The sequence below is a fragment of the Gottfriedia acidiceleris genome, from assembly GCF_023115465.1.
Lineage (GTDB): Bacteria > Bacillota > Bacilli > Bacillales > Bacillaceae_G > Gottfriedia > Gottfriedia acidiceleris_B.
The window spans coordinates 642,894-664,336 of sequence record NZ_CP096034.1 but is presented as its reverse complement, the minus strand read 5'-3'; the positions used below and the strand labels follow the sequence as shown (position 1 = coordinate 664,336).

The 21,443-nt window shown below is 33.6% G+C and carries 20 protein-coding genes; 8 read left to right on the top strand and 12 right to left on the bottom strand.

The features are described from left to right. Positions 1-99: 99 nt before the first annotated feature. The 5 genes from MY490_RS03080 to MY490_RS03060 all read left to right on the top strand — a co-directional run bounded on the left by MY490_RS03080 (position 100) and on the right by MY490_RS03060 (position 5,865). On the top strand, positions 100-522 hold the full coding sequence (locus MY490_RS03080; protein ID WP_098428016.1) for a VOC family protein: 423 nt from the start codon (positions 100-102) through the stop codon (positions 520-522). Between the two features lie 188 nt (positions 523-710). Beyond that, entirely contained in the window at positions 711-1,481 is a 771-nt protein-coding gene (locus tag MY490_RS03075) for a MurR/RpiR family transcriptional regulator (RefSeq protein WP_248267951.1), read from the top strand. Between the two features lie 194 nt (positions 1,482-1,675). Then, positions 1,676-3,238 (top strand): maltose/glucose-specific PTS transporter subunit IIBC, encoded by a 1,563-nt coding sequence (malX, locus tag MY490_RS03070; RefSeq protein WP_248267950.1) that lies wholly within the window; start codon positions 1,676-1,678, stop codon positions 3,236-3,238. A gap of 20 nt (positions 3,239-3,258) precedes the next feature. Then, positions 3,259-4,449, top strand: a complete 1,191-nt coding sequence (locus tag MY490_RS03065) for a MalY/PatB family protein (RefSeq protein WP_248267949.1) — start codon at positions 3,259-3,261, stop codon at positions 4,447-4,449. A 183-nt stretch (positions 4,450-4,632) separates the two neighbouring features. Then, positions 4,633-5,865, top strand: coding sequence for an MFS transporter (locus tag MY490_RS03060; protein ID WP_248267948.1), 1,233 nt, complete (start codon positions 4,633-4,635; stop codon positions 5,863-5,865). Between the two features lie 45 nt (positions 5,866-5,910). Here MY490_RS03060 and truA read toward each other — a convergent pair whose 3' ends face one another. Further along, positions 5,911-6,654, bottom strand: coding sequence for a tRNA pseudouridine(38-40) synthase TruA (truA, locus tag MY490_RS03055; protein ID WP_248267947.1), 744 nt, complete (start codon positions 6,652-6,654; stop codon positions 5,911-5,913). Positions 6,655-6,864: 210 nt separating this feature from the next. Between truA and MY490_RS03050 the strand changes: the two genes are divergently transcribed. The 3 genes from MY490_RS03050 to MY490_RS03040 all read left to right on the top strand — a co-directional run bounded on the left by MY490_RS03050 (position 6,865) and on the right by MY490_RS03040 (position 10,814). Further along, complete coding sequence (locus MY490_RS03050; RefSeq protein ID WP_248267946.1) at positions 6,865-7,983, top strand: CdaR family transcriptional regulator; 1,119 nt, start codon at positions 6,865-6,867, stop codon at positions 7,981-7,983. 87 nt (positions 7,984-8,070) lie between these two features. After that, the gene (glcD, locus tag MY490_RS03045; protein ID WP_248267945.1) at positions 8,071-9,483 is read left to right on the top strand and encodes a glycolate oxidase subunit GlcD; all 1,413 of its coding nucleotides are present in this window, start codon (positions 8,071-8,073) and stop codon (positions 9,481-9,483) included. Further along, positions 9,480-10,814, top strand: a complete 1,335-nt coding sequence (locus MY490_RS03040; RefSeq protein WP_248267944.1) for a (Fe-S)-binding protein — start codon at positions 9,480-9,482, stop codon at positions 10,812-10,814. The genes glcD and MY490_RS03040 overlap by 4 nt, the downstream gene beginning before the upstream one ends. A 99-nt stretch (positions 10,815-10,913) precedes the next feature. On the opposite strand, the gene MY490_RS03035 is transcribed toward MY490_RS03040, so the two are convergent. The 11 genes from MY490_RS03035 to MY490_RS02985 all read right to left on the bottom strand — a co-directional run bounded on the left by MY490_RS03035 (position 10,914) and on the right by MY490_RS02985 (position 21,433). Next, positions 10,914-12,311 carry an Ig-like domain-containing protein gene (locus MY490_RS03035; RefSeq protein ID WP_248267943.1) on the bottom strand — a complete coding sequence of 466 codons (1,398 nt, stop codon included), beginning with the start codon at positions 12,309-12,311 and terminating at the stop codon, positions 10,914-10,916. A gap of 536 nt (positions 12,312-12,847) precedes the next feature. Beyond that, complete coding sequence (locus MY490_RS03030; RefSeq protein ID WP_248267942.1) at positions 12,848-13,219, bottom strand: cysteine-rich CWC family protein; 372 nt, start codon at positions 13,217-13,219, stop codon at positions 12,848-12,850. A gap of 235 nt (positions 13,220-13,454) precedes the next feature. Continuing rightward, positions 13,455-14,309, bottom strand: coding sequence for a MurR/RpiR family transcriptional regulator (locus MY490_RS03025; RefSeq protein WP_248267941.1), 855 nt, complete (start codon positions 14,307-14,309; stop codon positions 13,455-13,457). A gap of 194 nt (positions 14,310-14,503) precedes the next feature. Further along, on the bottom strand, positions 14,504-15,394 hold the full coding sequence (murQ, locus tag MY490_RS03020; RefSeq protein ID WP_248267940.1) for an N-acetylmuramic acid 6-phosphate etherase: 891 nt from the start codon (positions 15,392-15,394) through the stop codon (positions 14,504-14,506). Positions 15,395-15,468: 74 nt separating this feature from the next. Next, positions 15,469-16,377 (bottom strand): N-acetylglucosamine kinase, encoded by a 909-nt coding sequence (locus tag MY490_RS03015; protein ID WP_248267939.1) that lies wholly within the window; start codon positions 16,375-16,377, stop codon positions 15,469-15,471. Positions 16,378-16,427: 50 nt separating this feature from the next. After that, positions 16,428-16,739 (bottom strand): PTS lactose/cellobiose transporter subunit IIA, encoded by a 312-nt coding sequence (locus MY490_RS03010; RefSeq protein ID WP_248269310.1) that lies wholly within the window; start codon positions 16,737-16,739, stop codon positions 16,428-16,430. 43 nt (positions 16,740-16,782) lie between these two features. Continuing rightward, complete coding sequence (locus MY490_RS03005) at positions 16,783-18,120, bottom strand: 6-phospho-beta-glucosidase (RefSeq protein WP_248267938.1); 1,338 nt, start codon at positions 18,118-18,120, stop codon at positions 16,783-16,785. 48 nt (positions 18,121-18,168) lie between these two features. Continuing rightward, entirely contained in the window at positions 18,169-18,456 is a 288-nt protein-coding gene (locus MY490_RS03000) for a hypothetical protein (RefSeq protein ID WP_248267937.1), read from the bottom strand. A gap of 71 nt (positions 18,457-18,527) precedes the next feature. Continuing rightward, positions 18,528-19,817 carry a PTS sugar transporter subunit IIC gene (locus MY490_RS02995; protein WP_248267936.1) on the bottom strand — a complete coding sequence of 430 codons (1,290 nt, stop codon included), beginning with the start codon at positions 19,815-19,817 and terminating at the stop codon, positions 18,528-18,530. A 37-nt stretch (positions 19,818-19,854) separates the two neighbouring features. Beyond that, positions 19,855-20,163 (bottom strand): PTS sugar transporter subunit IIB, encoded by a 309-nt coding sequence (locus MY490_RS02990; RefSeq protein WP_248267935.1) that lies wholly within the window; start codon positions 20,161-20,163, stop codon positions 19,855-19,857. 175 nt (positions 20,164-20,338) lie between these two features. Further along, positions 20,339-21,433 (bottom strand): DUF871 domain-containing protein, encoded by a 1,095-nt coding sequence (locus tag MY490_RS02985; RefSeq protein WP_248267934.1) that lies wholly within the window; start codon positions 21,431-21,433, stop codon positions 20,339-20,341. Positions 21,434-21,443: the final 10 nt, after the last annotated feature.

Sequence of the window (21,443 nt, the reverse complement as noted above, 5' to 3'; positions counted from 1 at the left end):
AATAATTTACAATTCTTTGTTTGTTAAATTACCTATATTTGGATAGAATGGATTTGTAGGCTTTTAAAGTCTTAATACATAACATTAGGAGTGAAAAAAATGCCAATCGATGTTTATTTAAATTTTAATGGTAATACACGTGAAGCAGTTGAATTCTATGCGGCTGTATTTAACACAGAAACACCAAAAATTATGACTTTTGGTGAAGCACCCCCAAATCCAGAATACCCATTACCTGAAGAGGCGAAAAATTTAGTTATGCATACTAGACTGAACATTAGCGGTAGCAACGTTATGTTCTCAGATACATTCCCTGGTTTCCCTTTTAACCAAGGCAATAATATTTATTTATCTTTTTTAAGTGAGGACTTAGAAGAACTTAGATCTGTCTTTACTAAATTAAGTGATGGTGGCAAAGTAGAAATGGAACTTCAAGAAACATTTTGGAGTAAAGCTTATGGTAGCCTAACAGATAAATTCGGCATTCATTGGATGTTTAATCACGGTACTGGTGAATTTTAATTTATAGATAAAAAAAGGAAATGAACCCTTTATTAATAGGATTCATTTCCTTTTTTTTACATATCTCTACTACACTTCCTCAATTGAGATAACTCCAATCTCGCTCCTCAATCTATAATTCTTTTCATTCAGAATTTTTACTATATAATAAAGTATATTTCTAGTTCTCTAAAAGTAGGTGAAATTTTATGCAAATACTATTAAAACGATTATCACAAAATAGAGAAAAACTTAGCCAGCTTGAAAAACAAGTATTGGATTATATTTTAAAAAATACGGATTATATTACGAAGCTGAATCTTGATGAATTATCAAAAGAGCTTTATGTATCTACGGCAACAATTAGTAGAACATGTCAGCAATTAGGCTTTCGTGGGTTTCAAGATTTAAAATATACTCTTTCAATGGAAACAAATAAAGTTCAAAGTCCAGTATCCTCTACTTCTTATCTACTTAATACACATATTGTGAGAATGAAAGAAGAAATGGAAAAGACATTGGGAAATATTGATGAAGAAAAGATTAAGCTAGCTGCTAATTATCTAAACCAAAGCACACATGTTGAAATATTCGGAGTTGGTAACTCACTTCCCGCTTGTGTTGACGCTTCTAGAAAACTTATGTTTGCAGGAAAGTTATGTAATGCCCGAACTGATTGGGACGAGCTACGTAGTGCTGCTAATAGTTTAACAGAAAATGATTTGGCCATACTAGTTTCATATAGTGGGGAGACTTTACATATGTTAGAATTTGCCCATATTTTAAAGAATAGGAACGTTAAAACGATCGCCATAACTGGAAGCCACTCAAATCGTTTACAAAAAGAAGTGACTTTATCTCTTCAAGCTTATATTACAAACACTTACTTTGGTGAGCTTGATATGACTTCAAGATTCCCATTAAGTATGGTACTAGATTTCATTATTATTGCTTATTTAAACGAAATGAAAATATGTTAGTTAATCAAAAGAGACAGAAGTCGTCTATTACCAGACCACTACTGACTCTTTTATTTATGTTCTTTTCTTTTAATCTACTTTAAGTAAGCAATATACAAAAAATGTACACGCTTACATAAACACCTCAAACTGTTGTTAAACGATTTTGCCGTGAGTATTCTTAAGACATATAAAAAAACGAAGGAGCTAAAAACATGGCAAAGAAGAAGTCCGTTAAATCACAACTATGGGAATTTTTTCAAGGGCTAGGTAAGACCTTTATGGTGCCTGTAGCATTATTAGCCTTTATGGGTCTTATATTAGGAATCGGAAGCTCATTTACTAGTCCGACAACAATTGAGACTTTCCCATTTTTAGGAAACTCTGTACTCCAAATTATTTTTAGCTTTATGTCCACTATTGGTGGATTCGCATTTTCATACTTACCAGTTTTATTTGCAATGGCAATTCCGTTTGGACTTGTACGATATGAAAAAGGTGTCGCTGCTTTCTCTGGATTTGTTGGCTACGTCATCATGCACTTATCGATTAATTTTTATTTAACAGAAACAAATCAATTAGTAGCGGCAGATAAAATGCGCCAAGCTGGTCAAGGTATGGTTATGGGGATACAAACAATTGAAATGGGTGTATTAGGAGGAATCATCGCCGGTATCATTGTTTATTTACTACACAACCGCTTTTATAGTATTAAACTTCCAGATGCATTTGCATTTTTTGGTGGTGCCCGCTTTGTTCCAATCATAACGACACTTGCTTTATCAGTAGTTGGGATTATCATTCCGATGATCTGGCCGATTTTTGCGATTGCCATTACAGGAATCGGAAGTTTAATTCAAAAATCTGGCGTTTTTGGACCATTTTTATTCGGTGCCGGTGAGCGTTTACTACTGCCATTCGGTCTTCACCATATTTTAGTTGCAATGATTCGTTTCACAGAAGCTGGTGGTACTGAAGTCGTTAATGGTCAAACGGTTTCTGGAGCTTTAAATATTTTCTATGCACAATTAAAAGCTGGAGCCCCGATCAGTCCATCAGCGACAGCTTTCTTATCTCAAGGAAAAATGCCTACATTCATGTTTGGTTTACCTGCAGTAGCGCTTGCAATTTATCACACTGCCCGTCCAGAAAATCGTAATAAAATTAAAGGTCTATTAATTTCTGGTGTTATTGCAACTTTTGTAACTGGTATTACTGAGCCAATCGAATTCCTATTCTTGTTCGTTTCTCCACCTTTATATTTCATCCACGTTATTTTAACGGGACTAGGTTTTATGGTAATGGCTTTATTACATTTAACAATTGGTAACACAGATGGTGGAATATTAGACTTTATTATCTTTGGCGTTTTACAAGGAGTAAAAACAAAGTGGTATCTTGTACCTGTAATAGGAACAATTTGGTTTACCGTATACTATTCAGTTTTTAGATATGCAATTTTGAAGTTTAATTTAAAAACTCCTGGTAGAGAAGAAAAAATGGATGATCAACAAAGTGAGGAACCATTGGTGAAAGGTACAAATGCCCAAGCATTAAAAATTCTTACTGCTTTAGGGGGCAAAGAGAATATTCAATCACTAGATAACTGCATTACAAGATTAAGACTTGTTGTAGATAATATGAATATTGTTAATGAAAAAGTTCTAAAGGATTGTGGTGCACTTGGTGTTGTAAAATTAGACGAACACAATTTACAAGTCGTTATTGGTCCACAGGTTGGTATTCTTAAAACACAATTAGAAAAATTATCATCTTAAATAAATTGGGGTTGTACAAAATGAAATACAAATTTGATCAGGTAGTTGATCGGACCGGTACGTATTGTACACAGTGGGACTATATTGAAGATCGATTTGGAGTGCCAGATTTACTACCATTCTCGATTTCAGATACTGACTTTCAAAGTCCTGATGAAATAATACATGCGTTAGAAAAGCGAATGAAACACGGTATATTTGGCTATACGCGATGGAATCATGCTGAATTTAAAGAATCAATAATAGATTGGTTTCGTAAGAGATTCTCCTGTGATATTAAAGAAGACTGGATTGTTTATAGTCCTAGTGTCATTTATTCAATTTCAAAAATAATTGAATACTTGACGAATGAAGGTGATCAAGTCGTGATCCAAACTCCTGCTTATGATGCCTTTTTTAAAGTTATTCAAGATAACAATCGTTTCATTTCTGACAATCAATTAATCTATGAAAATGGGAAATATCGAATCGATTTTGATGATTTAGAACAAAAACTATCTCACAAGTATGCCAAGATTCTTCTGCTATGTAGTCCGCATAACCCTTCAGGACGTGTTTGGACAAAGCATGAATTGGAAAGAATTGTAGATTTATGTAATAAACATAATGTATTTATCATTTCTGATGAAATTCATATGGATATCATATATGAACCTAATTTCCATATTCCGATTATAAACACTAGCATCAATTTGGAGAATGTATGTATTTGTACCTCTGCAAGTAAAACGTTTAACATTCCTGGTCTAGGTGGATCATATTTGATTTTACCAAACCAAATGATAAACAAAGAATTTCTTATATCTTTAAAAAATCGAGATGGCCTTTCATCTGCAAGCATTTTTGGGACACTTGCGACCATCGAAGCCTACAAAACCTGTGAGGAATGGGTTGATGAATTAGCCGAGTATACTCATGATAATTTAAGAACAGTAGAAAATTATCTTAACAATCATCTTCCAAAACTTAAATTTTCATTACCAGAATCAACATATTTAGCATGGATTGATATTACCGGGCTACCTTTTTCTAGTGAGCAACTACAACATGCACTTGTTAATCATGCAAAAGTTGCCATCATGCCCGGAGAGACATATGGCGAGGCTGGTAAAGGATTTATCCGTATGAATATTGGATGTCCCAAGTCTAAAATTATTGAAGGATTAAATCGTCTAAAAAAAGCAATAGATTACCTAGAAAGTAATAAATAGATAGTTAATTTTAATAACCCTCTAAAGGTAGAAGCTCAGTAAACTACTTTTAGAGGGTTATTCATTTGAGAAAATAGTAAAAAATTGCTTATTCAATTTTCGAACAAGTAATTATTAATTAGCAAATTAACATATATTCTATAAAGTCGCTTTTTTTAGAATATAAATTAGGGAAGTGTTAGAATGACATCCACTAAAGTTATTAAGCCATTCTCATTGAACTGGTATGTCTTACTTTCGTTTGCTGCACTTGCTGGAATTAGTCAAATGCTCTGGTTAAATTTTGCACCTCTCATTTCATATTTAAAATCGCATTATGACGTTTCAGAGTTAGATATTAATTGGTTATTAATTGTATTTCCATTAATTTATATTGTTTTTTCTATCCATTCAGGTAAAATAATTGATCGAGTTGGATACCGATTTAGTATTTTACTAGGTGGCGTTTTCATGTCCGTTTTTTCTATTATTAGAATTTTTGATTCAAGCTTCTCATTTTTACTTATTGGTCAAATAGGAATTGCGATTGGCCAACCATATATTTTAAATGCAATATCAAGTTTAGTAGTTGATTGGTTTCCGAAAAATAAACAAGCTACCGCCACTGGCATCGGCACAGTCGGTATGTTCGTCGGTATGGCAGTAGCCTTAGCGGGGACACCAATTCTTGTAGATCTTTTTGGATTCCAACCGACATTAGTCATCATGGCCATTTTAACAATACTTGCAACACTCGTCTTTTACTTCATCGGTCAACAAAATTCAGATTTCAATCGAAATTCCAGTACCTCAGGAAGTTTTAATACTACATTTAAATTATTGAAAAACAAGAATCTTTTACTATTAAACATTGTTTCCTTTCTAGGCTTAGGAGTCTTTAATGGACTAACATCCTGGCTTGAACAAATCCTAAAACCGTACGGAATTTCATCAGAACAAGCCGGAATTATAGGAGGAACCTTAATAGTCGGCGGTATTATTGGTTCGATAGTTATCCCGCTGTTTTCAGATAGAGTTGGTAAAAGAAAGCCCTTTTTATTAGTCACAATAATCGGCTCCCTTCTATTAATCTATCCTGTTTGTACTTCAGGGAATTTTACTTTTCTAGTTGTAATAGGTAGTTTCCTTGGCTTCATATTTTTACCAGCTTTTGCTTTATTATTGTCAGCTACGGAAGAGCTAGTTGGTGAAAAAGTTTCCGGTGAAGCAACAGGACTACTTTTAATGGCAGGGAATTTAGGAGCTGTAATTGTAATTGGAGCGATGCAACTGATTAAAGGCGAGCAGTCATCATGGAATCATTCAGTTTTTTTCATATTAATATTAATGCTTATTGGATTTTTCCTTATGATTTTATTTAAAGAAAGAGCTTGTTTGGTGGGTGATAACAAAAAAAATATTAACGAACAAAAATAAAAAAAGCATTAGAATCCATAAATTCCAATGCTTTTTTTTATAAAGTTATAACTTAAATTCTATTTTCTCCAAATATAGCCCACCCGGATCTGCAAGATTACTTACTTGAGCACGATCCTTTAATTCAATTATTTTCGATATAGTTTCAGCCTGTAATCTACCTGCTCCAACTTCAATTAGTGTTCCTACGATTTTTCTTACCATATTGTATAGGAAACCATTTCCGCTAATTCTTATTTGAATAAACCCGTCTATCTTATCAAAATCAATCGAGTAGATTTCTCGTACCATCGACTTCTTTTTAGATTTGGCATTTGAGAAGGCTGTAAAATCATGTTCACCTAAAAAATACTTGGCTGCAGCCTTTATTTTATTAAGATCTAGTTTCTCTTCTACATGCATACTGTATTTGCGCATAAATGGATTCGTATATTCCTCATTCCAAATTTTATATATATACGTTTTTGCACTAGTATTGTATCTTGAATGGAAACGGTCAGATTCAATCGAAACTTCCTTTATACTAATATCTTTAGGTAAATAACGATTTAAATAACTTTTAATTTCTATTTCCGGCATGTTCTCTTTTATTTTAAAATTAGCAACCTGTTCAAATGCGTGTACACCTGCATCCGTTCGACTACTTCCAATAATTTCAACTTCTCTTCCTACCATTTCTGATATTACATTTTCGATTTTACCTTGAATTGTATTTTCACCATTACCAAGCCTCTGCCAGCCTTTATAACGGCCACCATCATATTGAATGACTAATTTATAATTGTTCATCTCTTGCTCCTTTATCTAACCTATGTATGTACTTTTTTCCTACTTCCTGCTCTTAACACTTTACCACTTTTTTATCACATATCCTATTTTTAGCCCATTCAAGCGAAGTTCATAACTTTTTTCACTTTTTCGCAAACTACTTTAAGACGATATAGTAGAAATAAGACTTTTTACATTATACTAATAGTAACAATATTGAGGGAGTTTGACATGGTACTTGATGAGTTGGCATTAAAGATCATTAATGAAGTAAGAAAGTTAATACAAGAAGATATCATTATTATTAATACAGATGGCATCATTATAGCAAGTACGGACCCAGCACGAACTGGCACATTTCATGAAGGCTCATTAATAGCAATTAATGAACGAAAAACGTTCACGATCACATCTGATGATGAAAATCGCTTAAGCGGTGTGAAGGCTGGAATTAATCTTCCTATTTATTTTCAAAATGAAATAGTCGGAGTAATTGGCATTACAGGAAATCCCGAGCAAATTTCCCCTTTTGGAGAAATGCTTCGTAGGATGACAGAATTATTAATTAGAGAAAACTATTATACAGTTCAAATTGATTTGCAACAAAGAACGTTAGAAGCATTTGTATTTGATTGGATTCAAGATATTGAGTGGGATGATTATTTTTATGAACGTTCTACTATGCTAAATATTGATTTAAATTATATTAGGCAGGTTATTATTTTCGAATGGGAAAATAATAATAAGCTCCCAATCGATACAAGACAACTAATAATTGATTTATCGAATCGAAATAAAAATGACATATTTGTTCGTTGGGGCAATAATCGAATTGTATTTTTGATGAAAGTTGACGATACGAATAAAGATGCTCATAAACTACAAAGATTGCATGATTTATATGAAATCATAAAAAGTCGACTAAACTCACCCATTGCTACAGGCGTTGGGCAACAAGTCACTCCAAAACAATTACATAAATCTTATCATCAAGCGGATCGAGCATTAAAAGTTGCATTAAAAACAAGTTCAATTATTTTTGATGAAGATTTAACAATTGATCTAATTCTGCAGGAACTTTCACAGGAGATTAAGAAAACATTTATAGAAAGGACAATTGCACCTCTATTAAATGATGAGGATTTACTTATTACAATTAAAGAGTATTTAAATCAAAATCAATCTCTTAAAAATACCGCCCAATCTTTACATATTCATATAAACACACTTCTGTATCGCCTAGGTAAAATTACTGAATTAACGAAATTGAATCCGAAAGATATCCAAGATTTAGTTAAATTGTATATCGGAACATACCTACTAGATGATTCTACAAAAAAACACCGATAAATGGTGTTTTTTCTGTATGTTCCTCTATAGTAAATACATCTATTCACTCTTTATACTTGAATTAAGATAATGGGGGGGAATTTATTTATGATTACAAATGACATTGCACAAAGTTTTATAGCAATTGTTGGAAAAGAAAATTATGATGACTCAAAAGTAGAGAGACTCGTATATTCTTACGATGCTACACCAAATTTGCAAGCTCTTCCGGATGCAGTCGTTAGTCCTCGTTCTACTAAAGAAGTATCCGAAATCGTTAAAATCTGTAACGAAAACCACATTCCAATCGTTCCTAGAGGCTCTGGAACGAATTTATGCGGTGGTACTTGTCCAACAGATGGCGGTATCGTAATCTTATTTAAACACTTAAACAATATTCTTGAGATAGATGAAGAAAACTTAACAATTACAGTTCAGCCTGGTGTAGTGACTCTTGATATGATCAATACAATCGAAGAAAAAGGTTTATTTTATCCACCAGATCCAAGCTCAATGAAAATTTCTACAATTGGCGGAAATATTAATGAAAATTCAGGTGGATTACGTGGATTAAAATATGGTGTAACGCGTGACTATGTCATCGCACTTGAAATTGTATTAGCAAACGGAGATATTATCCGAACTGGTGGAAAGCTAGCAAAAGATGTTGCAGGATATGATTTTACTCGTTTATTTGTTGGTTCTGAAGGAACTTTAGGTATTATTACCGAGGCTACATTAAAACTTATTCCAATGCCAGAAACGAAAAAAACAATGCTTGCATTATATGATAGTTTGGAAGATGCAGCCAAAACGGTTTCTAAAATTATCGCTAATAAAATTATTCCTACTTCCCTTGAATTTATGGATCAGCCTACTCTCGAAGTTGTTGAAAATTTTGCGCAGATTGGGCTACCGACCGATGTAAAAGCTGTCCTATTAATTGAACAAGATGGTCCAAATGAAGTTGTTGATAGAGATATCGAATTAATAAAATCAATTTGCCAAAAAGAAAAATGTATTTCAGTTAGCGTAGCCAAGTCCGAAGAAGAAGCAGTAGCATTACGCACGGCTAGACGCTCTGCTCTTTCAGCTCTTGCACAATTAAGACCAACAACAATTTTAGAGGATGCAACTGTCCCTCGTTCTAAAATTGCTGAAATGGTCTCTGCAATTAATGTGATTGCTGAAAAACATAATGTAAAAATTTGTACATTCGGCCATGCAGGCGATGGGAATCTACACCCTACTTGTCCTACCGATGCTCGTAATCACGAAGAAATGGAACGCGTTGAAATGGCATTTGCAGAGATATTTGAAAAAGCAATTGAACTAGGTGGCACAATAACAGGTGAACACGGTGTTGGAATTGTAAAAGCTCCTTACCTTGAATTAAAGCTTGGTAAAGCAGGCATTAATGCAATGCTCGCTGTCAAAACAGCTTTAGATCCGAATCATATTATGAACCCAGGCAAAGTCTTTGCAAAAGACAGTCGTAAAAGAATGGTGGTGTCAAAATGACAACACTTCAAGAACAACAAGCGATCGGTCAACAATTTAAAGAGCGTATGAACGAAGATGAGCTTTTAAACTGTATGAGATGTGGTTTTTGTTTACCGAGCTGTCCAACTTATATTGAATCAGGTCAAAAAGAATCTCACTCACCACGTGGTCGCATCGCATTAATGAAAGCAGTAACGGATGGATTAATTGAACCGGATGAAGATGTGGAACGTACACTTGAACTTTGTCTTGGATGTCGTGCATGTGAGCCTGTTTGCCCTTCTGGTGTGAAATATGGTCATCTACTAGAAGAAGCTAGAGATATTATTGCTCAACACAAAAAACATTCACTTCCTGCACGAGCTGTTCGTAAAGTTGTATTTAAAGAACTTTTCCCGCATCAAAAACGCATGAGACTTGCAGTTGGTTTATTAGGTTTATATCAACGAACAGGCCTTCAAGTCGTAGCAAGAAAAGCTGGAATTATGAAGTTGATTCCAAATAATTTATCTGCAATGGAAAAGGTCTTACCAAAGGTACCGACTATGAAACAAATGAAGTCACGCCCTGACTATTTGCCACCATTAAAAGAAAAAGTAAAGAAAGTTGCATTTTTCTCTGGATGTTTAATGGATACAATGTTTCTAGAAACAAATAATGCAACGATGAAGCTTTTACAAATAGCTGGTTGTGAAATTGTCATTCCAAAAGACCAGGCGTGTTGTGGTGCATTACATGGCCATAGTGGAGAAAAGTCGATTGCGAAAGATATGGCAAAGAAAAACATTGTGGCCTTCGAAAATCTCGGTGTAGATTATATTATTACAAATGCAGGTGGCTGTGGTGGTTTTCTAATTGACTATGATCATCTTCTTAAAGACGATCCAAATTGGAAAGATCGAGCTCTAGCGTTTAAAAATAAACTAAAAGATATATCAGAAATTCTAGTAGAAGTTGAGTTTCATAATAAAGTAAAATTAAGTTTACCAGAACAAATTATTACGTATCAGGATTCATGCCATTTAAGAAATGTTATGAAAACAGCTTCTGCTCCAAGAACATTATTAAAGTCAATTCAAAATGTACACTATCACGAAATGAAAGATGCAGATCGTTGCTGTGGCTCTGCTGGTATTTATAATATCGTCGAATCCGAAATGTCGATGCAAATACTAGATTACAAGATGAAACAAGCAACAAAAACACAAGCTACTACAATTGTAACTGCAAACCCTGGATGCTTATTACAAATGAAGCTAGGTGTAGATCGAGAGAATCAATCGGAACATGTGGAAGTCGTACACATAGTTGATTTACTTTTAAAAGCTGCTGAATATAAAGCAAATTAATTTAAAAAAACACAAGGAGATTAATTTCCCTTGTGTTTTTTTACTGCCCTACTCTACATTTAAAGGGCCAAGGAATAAATCCTTGGCTCCTTATAAATATTAATGTTTTACAACTGTATATGTTGCAGCAGCACTAGTATTTCCTGCTTTATCTTTTGCAGTGACAGAAATAACTGTTCCTTTTTTCTGTGCTTTGATACTAACTGAATAAACCCCACTAGAGTTAGTTGTTGCTGATCCTAACACCGTAGTACCTTTCTTAACTGTCACAAGTGAACCTTTTTCAGCTTTTCCAGTAACTTTTAAATCATTATCATCTACTTTATTAATTGTTGGTTTGCCTGGAGGAATTACATCAACAACAGTTACAGTAGTCGCTACGCTTATATTTCCTGCAGCATCTTTAGCAGTTACTGTTAATTTAGTGCCAGCTACTTGAACGGCGATTTTCGCTGAAAACGTTCCAGTAGATGTAGCCTTTACAGTCGCTAGTGTTGTTGTCCCTCTTTTAATCGCAACAGTCGAACCAGCTTCAGCTTTTCCTGTTACAACTACATCGTTATTATCAACTCTGTTAACAACTGGTTTTGCAGGCGCAATTACGTCTACAACTTTTGTTGTTCCAGCTACACTCGTTTTCCCAACAAAGTCTTTAGCATAAACACTTAACGTTACTCCAGCTTTTTGAACAGGAATCTTAACTGAATAAGTTCCATTAGATGTTGCTTTTATAGGAGTTCCTAATACCGTACTACCGTTTTTAACTGTTACAATAGAACCGGCTTCGGCCTTACCTGTAACCACTAGATCATTATTATCAACTTTATTTACAGTAGGTTTACTTGGTGCAACATTGAATAATGTATAGACTCCATAATAATCATCTTCGGTATTATCGTCGTATTCATCATTATCATCATCCCATGCAGCTACATAATATGTACCAGCCTTAGCTTGATAGTATTGTTGTTCAAGATCAGTATCTTCATCATAATCGTAACCCAAATAAACTAGTTTATTATCTTCAACAAAATCTTTTTGATAAATGCCAATTGCTAATATAATATTTTCAGAACCAAAAGCAGTTCCACCTAAAGTAATTTTTCCATCAGTAGGTACAACGATTTTATAAAGGTCTTCATCATACAAAGGAAGCAATTGGCCATACATATTTGCTCCAATTGGTAAATCATTTGCTACATCAAAATCATCATTTACTTCTTCTTCGTACAGTTCTTCAATCTCATCAGCTTCAGTAGTATAATTTGATAGATTTATAGATGGTTTATTAGTAAAGCTAGTAAGATGTGAGTTTAAATTTAAACTATTAAATGTATGAAACTCCTTTGCACCTTTCGGAAACAGCTTTTCAACGTGACTCTCACTGCTTTTCTTTAATAAATTATAATTGTTTCCTTCTGCATGAGCAGTTGTGAAAGATAATGGTGAAGCTAATAAACCTAAAGTTGCTAAAGATAAAATTCCCTTTTTCATCATAATATTCTTTCCCCTCTTTATTTCGTTCGTTATAGTGAACCTCTTATTAGTATCCTTTAATAATTTCCCAAGCGCAATAAAAATTTTGCATAATACTAATAAAACTTTATGCCCGCTAAACAATGCTTAATTTCGATTTGATTTGATCACATAATTACCCTTTTAGTGGTATCAAAACTTGTTGTGATTGTAACTAACCACTTCCTTTCTGATATCACCTCCCCTAGTGAATGGATTACACTAACCACAATAGCATTTGCGTTTTTTCTGCCTTCCCCAAGGCTTCCAAACCTCCTTTAATTTTTGATGTTAATCATATTCTACCTACATACCCTTTCATTTTTTTGAATACCAAACTAATCCTCAAATCAACTCTCTTAAAAATAGAATCTGTTAAACTAAAATGGTGATTTTTTTGTACTAAAAAAGACCGTTTTATACTAAACAGTCTTTTTAATGATTATTCAACTAATGCATTACGTTAGTTGTTTACGAGTATAGATTCCTCACATATTCCTAAAAATGAATAAAGACGATTATAATATTCCGGAATTTTCAGAGGTGCACCTTAGATAATTCGCACATTTCTCCTTGAAACACTTAGTTACTGTTCCTGGTTTAAGTTGATCTTTAAACTTCTCATAACAGTAACATACTTCATCGTCCTGTTTAGGTGCATTCTTTCTACCAAAGACCATTGGTCCGATATCAGAAGGTTTTAAGTCTTCTATTCTATTATCTTCTTTGTACTTATCTAAACACGACTTACATATACAAGATTTTCTTACCTCTTCAGGCGATATCTGATTAAAGATCTCTCTTGGGAAATACTCATTATTACACCAACAAGTCTTCCCACTTGAGCACTTATTCTCATTACCACACAAGGGACAGAGCTTAATTGCCATTAAATAACCTCCTCAATAATCTGGCTAAAAAAAAGGAATTATCATTTAATACTATTCGATCATTTATTTGTTTACTAAATTTATCCATTTAATTATATCATTCCTTGTTACTCTAAACTGCCATATAGTTGATTTACTTTAACAGAGACTAAAAAGAAAAAACACAAGGAACTATGATTGCCTTGTGCTTTTTCTTTCATTACCTAACACTGTTATATCCTTGATCCTGAATTATTTACTTTTTTAATGATGAAATAGCCGTTCTTGTTTGATCGATATACTGAATTGTTTGATCATACTCTTGTGTCGCAACAGCCATAAATAAGATATCGATGACATGTAGTTGAGCCATCCTTGATGACGTTGCTCCACTTCGAAATGTTGCTTCCCTGTGTGGAGAATTGAATAATTTAATGTCCGCTAAGTTTGATACAGAATTGGAACCAAAGCCCGTGATGCTAATGGTGTTCACGCCGTTTTCTTTGGCAATTTGAAGAGCTTTTTGAACTTCTAGCGTTTCTCCAGAAAATGAAATTCCTACTAAGACATCATTCTCCTCGTGGTTCGCTATTTGAACAGCCAACAAATGCAAATCAGTAAATGCAGAGGTGTATTTTTTAATACGTAAGAACTTTTGTTGTGCGTCTAAGGCAACTACCATTGAGCCACCTACACCGAAGAAATAAATATTTCTTGCTTTTGTTAAAGCTTGAACGGCTTCCTCTAAATCACTCACATTAATAATATCGCTAGTATCTTTGATGGCCTGAATATTATTATTCATCATCTTTTTAATAATTGAACTTGTTGATTCCCCTAAATTAATATCTCTTGATCCTACTTCTGTTGTCGTAATGATATCACCTGCAATTCGCAGCTTAAGCTCTTGAAAACCCTTTAGACCAAGTGAACGACATAATCGAATGATTGCAGAGTTGCTTGTTTGGCTTTTTTCCGCAAGTTCAAAAACTGTATATTGAATCGATTTTTCTGGGTTTTCAATTATATATTTAGCTGCTCTTCTTTCAGATGGTGGAAGTTTATACAGCATTTCGTTTAACATGATTAAACCGCCATTTAGTGCATTCATTTAATCTACTCAACTCTCTCTTTATTTATATAAAATGATGACTTCGGAAATTTCCAACCGACATTTTCCCCTCTTTTAATCGGATTCGAAATATGACTATAAACAAATTATAAAATATAAGGAATAAAATCTGAATTATATTTTAATATGAAATAGAAGGCGACAGACTAGTAGTACTAGTTGCCGCCTTCTATTTATTTTTTTACTACCTTGCTAATAAAACCACTAGCTTTATTTAAACTGACCATTGCTTCATCGTAATTCATTCCAGTTAAAATCATAACGATTGCTACTTTCGGTTGATTATTTGCTTTCAGTAAGTAATTACTTGCCGTTTCATAATCACAGTCAGTAGCTTCAACGATTATTCTTTTTGCTCGATCAACTAGTTTACTATTCGTTAATTGCAGGTCAACCATTAGATTTTTATATACTTTTCCAATTCCAATCATTGAAGCTGTCGAAATCATATTACATATTAACTTTTGAGATGTTCCAGCTTTTAATCGGGTAGAGCCTGTTAACACTTCTGGACCATTATCTACTTCAATTTTTTGGAGGGCAACCTCTCCAATTTTTGAACCTTTATTACACGATAGTGCTACAGTTTTTGCTCCAATCTCATTTGCATACTTTAAAGCACCTATTACATAAGGCGTTCGTCCTGATGCTGCAATACCGATCACGACATCATTTTTTGTAAGGGATATTCGTAATAAGTCTTCCTTCCCAAGCTCTTCGCTATCTTCGGCACCTTCAACAGCTTTAATAAAGGCCCTCTCTCCGCCTGCAATTAATCCAATGACTTCATTAGGATTCGTTCCAAATGTAGGTGGACATTCAACTGCATCTAGTAGACCAATTCTTCCGCTTGTACCAGCACCTGTATAAATTAATCGTCCTCCGTTTTGAAATGCTTCAACAACTAGCTGAACTACATTTGAAATCATTGGAATTTGTTCCCTAACTGCTAGAGCCACCTTTTGGTCTTCTTCATTCATTATATTTAAAAACTCATCGACGCTTAGTTGATCTAAGTTACTCGTACGATCGTTTCTAATTTCGGTTGTTAAGTTTTCTAACACAATTACACCTCAATTATAAGGCAGGATTTTAACTCGTTTGTCATTCCTGCTTTTCCTGTTTTTATCGCACATAATTATTCCTTACGTGAATTAACTTCTTTCATAGCTAATAGATATCCTCCGAAGGTCGAAGAGATTTCGTCCGTGTAAAATGTTACTGTTGGATAGTGCTCAAGAATTGTTTGAATAAACGTTTTCTGAACGACTGGTATTCGACTTAGAATACTTCCTTTTAATGCAACTCGTGGCTCTTCTCGAAGATTTAATTTTTTTATGGCTTGGATAGTCGTTTTCCCAAGAAGTTGACCAGCTCTTTGTAGAACTGATAAGGCCATTAAATCACCTATGTTGGCCATTTCAACTATAAATGGAACATGTGAAGCAATCTCCGCTTTTGTATTGTGATAAATATATTTCTTAAGTTCTTCTACTTCTTTTAACTGCAATTTCTCCAGCATTTTCAAAGATAAATAACTTAATGGAACACCTTCATCAAATTCCTGTGTAATCTTTTTAAAGATCTCCATGCAAATCCAATATCCGCTTCCTTCATCCCCTAGAAGATGTCCCCATCCGCCAGCCGTAACAGTCCGTTCTTTATGCATTCCAATACAAATAGAACCCGTACCGGCGATTGTTAATACACCACTTTGTCCATTTAGTAATGCTGCATGTGCAATTTGTGCATCATTAACAATTTTAAATGGGATACGAAATGCATCATTTAGTGCCTTTTCTAACGGACCTCGGTCTTTTACTCCACCAATTCCAGCAATTCCTAAAAATAAAAACAAGCAATTCTCTTTTGGTAAAGGGCTTAAGCAATTTTCAATTGCTTCTATAATGTGATTAATTCCATCTTCTTCATTGATTAGTAAATTACTAAAACCAGAATAACCTTGACTAATAATTTCTCCATCTAAATTATAAGCAATAGCCTCTGACTTTGTTCCTCCACCATCAAGACCTATAACATATTTCACTAAAACTGCCCCCTACCATCTTTCGTCTATTCTATTACTATATGAATTGATTATTTCTCGGCTAATTTTTTATGTAAACGAATGATATGCTCTATAAGCTTTTGTTCACTCATTGCAGTCATTAAATGATCTTGAGCATGAATCATTAATAGAGACTTTTCACATGGCTGACCATTTAATTCTGCTTGAATTAAAGTCGTTTGTGTTTTATGTGCATGACCAATTTCTTGGTGAGACTCTTCGATTAAGCGATCTGCTGTTTCAAAATCATTTTTTTCTGCGGCCTCTAATGCCTCGTAAGCTAGTGATCTTGCATTCCCACCATGTGATATAATTTCAAAAATTTCTTGTTCGTTAGTCATCATTCTATTTATACTCCTTAATTTTTGTTTTTATAATTTAGCCTTATTGATTCACCATTTCTTCTTTATAAAATAATGGCAAGTATTCTTTATGAGCATCTAATAGGGCATCTAGTACTTCTTTTGCAACTTCATCACTCGGAACTAAAGGATTAATCGTTAGTGCCAATAATGCTTTTTCATAAGATCCAGTAACAGCTGCTTCAGCTCCAACTCGTTCAAATGATTTAATCTGCTGAACTAATCCATTTATTTGAGGTGGTAATTCACCTACTGATATTGGAATTGGTCCTTGCTTTGTAACGATACAATTTACTTCTACAGCTGATTCATTCGGAATCCCTTGTATTGAGCCATTATTTTGAACGTTTAATACTTGGATATCCTTTTTATCATTATAAATAGATGTAATTAAGCTACAAGCGGCATCACTGTAATAAGCTCCACCTCGTTTTTCCAACTGTGGCGGTTTAATAGCTAAATTCTCATCTTTATATAATTCAAATAAATCATCTTCCAACTTCTTAACGACCTCTGCTCGAGTAGTGCCAGTTTTAAAAGATTCTAATTCTTCATCTAATATATGTTTGGTTTTGTAATAGTAACGATGATATGGATTAGGAAGTACACCTAATGACATCAGAAATTCTTTTTGCCATGGTAATGGAGCGATGTTTTTCATTGTCATTTGAATTTCCGGATTTGCTAATAATTCTAATACATGTTCAGTCACTTCTTTTCCATCAACATATACATGAAGTCCATAAACCATGTGGTTTAATCCAGCAAAATCAATATGTACACGACTTTGATCCACTTCTAAGAGTTTAGCAATCGTCATTGTCATATTAATTGGTACATTACAAACTCCAATAACCTTTTTATGTTTACTATATCGAAGTAATGCTTCTGTAACCATTCCTGCAGGATTTGTAAAGTTAATTAACCATGCATCCGGGCATAGTTGCTGCATTTCTTCAGCAATTTCAAGTAATACAGGTATTGTTCTTAGCCCTTTAAATAAACCACCTGCACCATTCGTTTCTTGACCAATCATACCGAATTGTAAAGGTATACGTTCATCTTTAATGCGTGCCTCTAGTAAGCCTACTCTCATTTGAGTCGTAACAAAATCAGCATCCTTTAGCGCTAATTTTCTGTCTAACGTTAAATAAATTTCCATTGGAACTCCAGCTTCTTTTACCATTCGTTTAGCTAAATTACCAACGATTTCTAACTTTTCCTTCCCTGCTTCTATATCAACTAACCATAACTCACTTACAGGAAGTTCATTGTATCTTTTAATAAAACCTTCAACTAATTCTGGCGTATAACTAGACCCTCCACCTATTGTTACAATTTTAATTCCTTCTTTACTCATGATTGTCTCACCTCATAATAGTTTAAGTACCAAAAATAGTAGTCATTTTTATAGTGGGAATAACAGAAAATAACTCATTAATGTGCAAACAGCGGTAGAAATTAAAATAAACTTTAGTGCTTGTCTTCTATTCTTGTATTTCCCTTCTAGCTTTAAGACGACAAAAGGTAAACCTATACTACAAGCAATACTATTTGCAATAAATAATGATGTTTGGTAGGCAAAGCCTATTTGTTGAATCAGAGGACAAAGTAATAAATTGATGATTATTACGAAGGAGAAAAAGATAATTGCGCTTTTATAATTAAACTTGATAAACCAACTAGTTTCTTTCAATCTGATCACCCTCTAAATAAGTAATAAAGAAAGGTCGAACTGTTTTATAAAACAGTCCAACCTTTTCGCTTTTATAAAGTAAGACTATTTTTTTCAGTTACAGTCGTTACATTTTCTTCTTGTGCAAGTTTATTGTCATAAACCTTAAAGAATGGTAAATACACAAAGAATGAAATTGCGATGTTAATAAACACCAGTACAATCGCTCTCCAGTCTCCACCAGTAGATAAATAAGCTCCAATTGGTGCAGGTAAAGTCCAAGGAACCATAATATATGTAGGTCTTACAAAACCTGCAACTGTAGCAAAATATGATAAAGTTGCTGTAATAAATGGTGTTAATACAAAAGGAATAATTAAAATTGGATTTAAAACAATTGGTGCACCGAAAATTACTGGTTCATTAATATTGAAGATACCAGGAATAATTGCTGATTTACCAACAGCTTTTGTATATTGTGATTTTGAGAAAAATAACATTGCTAATACTAGTCCAATTGTTGCTCCAGAGCCACCAATCCAAATAAACCATTGAAAGAAAGTTTCAGGTGCTACGTGAGGAATAGTTTGTCCAGCTGCTACAGCTTCAGCATTTTTTGCTAAATATACTTCCCAAAGTGGTCTTGCCACTGTACCAACAATTGAGTCACCATGAATACCAAAAATCCAGAAAAACGTAATAAAGAATACCGGTACTAATACTCCTCCAAGACTGTCTCCAGCACTAACTAAAGGAGAAATTGCTTTATCCACTAAAGTATGTAAATCAATTTTAAAGACAACAGTTACTAAAGTTAATACGAATACAACAAAGGCAACAGGAATTAATGATTCAAATGAACGTGCAACTGATGGTGGAACCGAATCTGGCATTTTAATCGTAATTTTCTTCTCTTTAAAAAATCGTAAAGATTCTACAGAAAAAATAGATGTACACATTGCTACGAATAATCCATGGCCACCCATATTTCCCATCGGTAATACCATTCCAACTTTATCAACTAGTTGAGGTGTTAAAGTTAAAAGGAATGCAGCAGCCGATAATTGAGCACCTGATAAAGGATCCATCTTGTAGTTTTTCGACAAGTTATATCCAATACCATAGGCTATATATAGTGACATAATATACATCGTTAAACGATATGGAATTAAAATCTCAAAAATATGTTTTTTTGCCCAAAGTGAGATTGCCCACTTTTCTGGTAATGGAGGAAAAGCAATTATTAAGAATAAAGAACCAATAATAATAAAAGGTAGTGCAGAAATAACTCCATCACGAATTGAACGTAAATGTTTTTGTTCAGAAATCTTTGCCATTGGGCCAGAAAGTTTATTTTCCATAAAATTAATAAAACCGTTCATAATTCTCCCCCTTTTTCATTTTTAATAACTACTAAAATTATTTTTTAGTAATCTCTTGTACCATTGTTAATAGTTTTGGTCCACCAAGTGGTGTGTAAGCCATAGGCGGTATTACTTCACATGGAACATTTGCAGCATCTGCCTCAGCTTTAAAGCTATCAAATCGGTGACGAACTTGTGGTGCTACCATGGCTACGTCCCAACCGTTTTTAACTTCTTCACCAAACTCTTGAGTTCCCACTGCTTGTACTTCCATTTGGATACCGTTTTTTTCCGCTTCTTTTCTTAATGCATTCACAACAATTGCACTTGACATCCCGCCTGCACATACAAATAATACCTTCATACTCTTATCCTCCTAATCTAATTTAATAATATGAAAGATTCGAAAAACTGAAAACGTTTTCTATGAAGCTATTATATTCTTAATAAAATTAAATTTCAATTATTTGTTCAAAAAAATGAAATAAAATTTTAAGAAGATGTAAAAAAAATTTCACATCTTCTCAAACAATGATTGTTTAGTTTTCTTTAAACTGGAACTTACTCCAAGGATGTAAGAAATCTAGTAGGAAGATTTCTTCCTCAACAATACGTCCAACCACATTCGTTTTCCCTGAATTCTCCATATTCTGTAGTGCTATTTGCAATTCACCTTTATACTGACCATATAATTCATTTTCTATTAAAATATCGCCTCTACGAATAGGTGGAGTATAAGTAGGTTTAAACTCTTCATCTCGATATTTAACGCGAGACTGAGTTGAACGAATTAAGTAATCTGATACGTCCCCGCGATAAAAATGAAACTCCTCTAAAACAATCTTTTTCTCTAAATCTGTAATTGAATCATGTAAGTCAATATTTAGTGTAAATAATTCTTTACCGTTCTGATTTAGCTCCGAAAGCTGTTTGAACTCTTCTTCAGATGCATAAGCATTTGCGATAATAACATCATCAATTAAGTCTGAATAAAATAAATGTTTCGCTTGAGTTACGACTGATAAATTACGATGCATCTCTAAAGTACAAAGACCTTCTGACACAGGCCAAGGTCCATATGTTGCAGCCTGTGAATTAATAAATGCTGCTGTACGAATACCATGCTTTTTAAACTCTTCACTACATTTAACAAAATGTGAATAACTCAAACCTGCATAACGATGCGGATAAAAATTATGAGATCCGATTAAATTAGATTGATTAGGCTTATAGGCTAATATATTTTCTAGATATTTCGTAGCATTACTCATGTTAATTTCAATTTTCAACCCATATGGATTATAAGTCATAATGGACTCTTCATTCCCAGTAAATCCCATATCAAGTCTAACTCCATAAGCTCCTAAATCAGCAAAAAATGATAAATCATTATATGATATATTTAATATGCCAAATACTCGAGGAGCAATATCAACAATGACTTCCATCTCTAAACTATTTGCATAATCAACTATTTCTTTGAATTCTTTTATAATCTGTTCCTTGTCTCCATTAACTGATAATAGACACGTAAAGATTCGTTTAAAACCATATTGATGAGCTAATTTAATATAGGCCTTATCTTTTTCAACCGTTGAGTGCTCTGGATAAATTGAAATTCCTAATTTTTTCACGATGAATCCT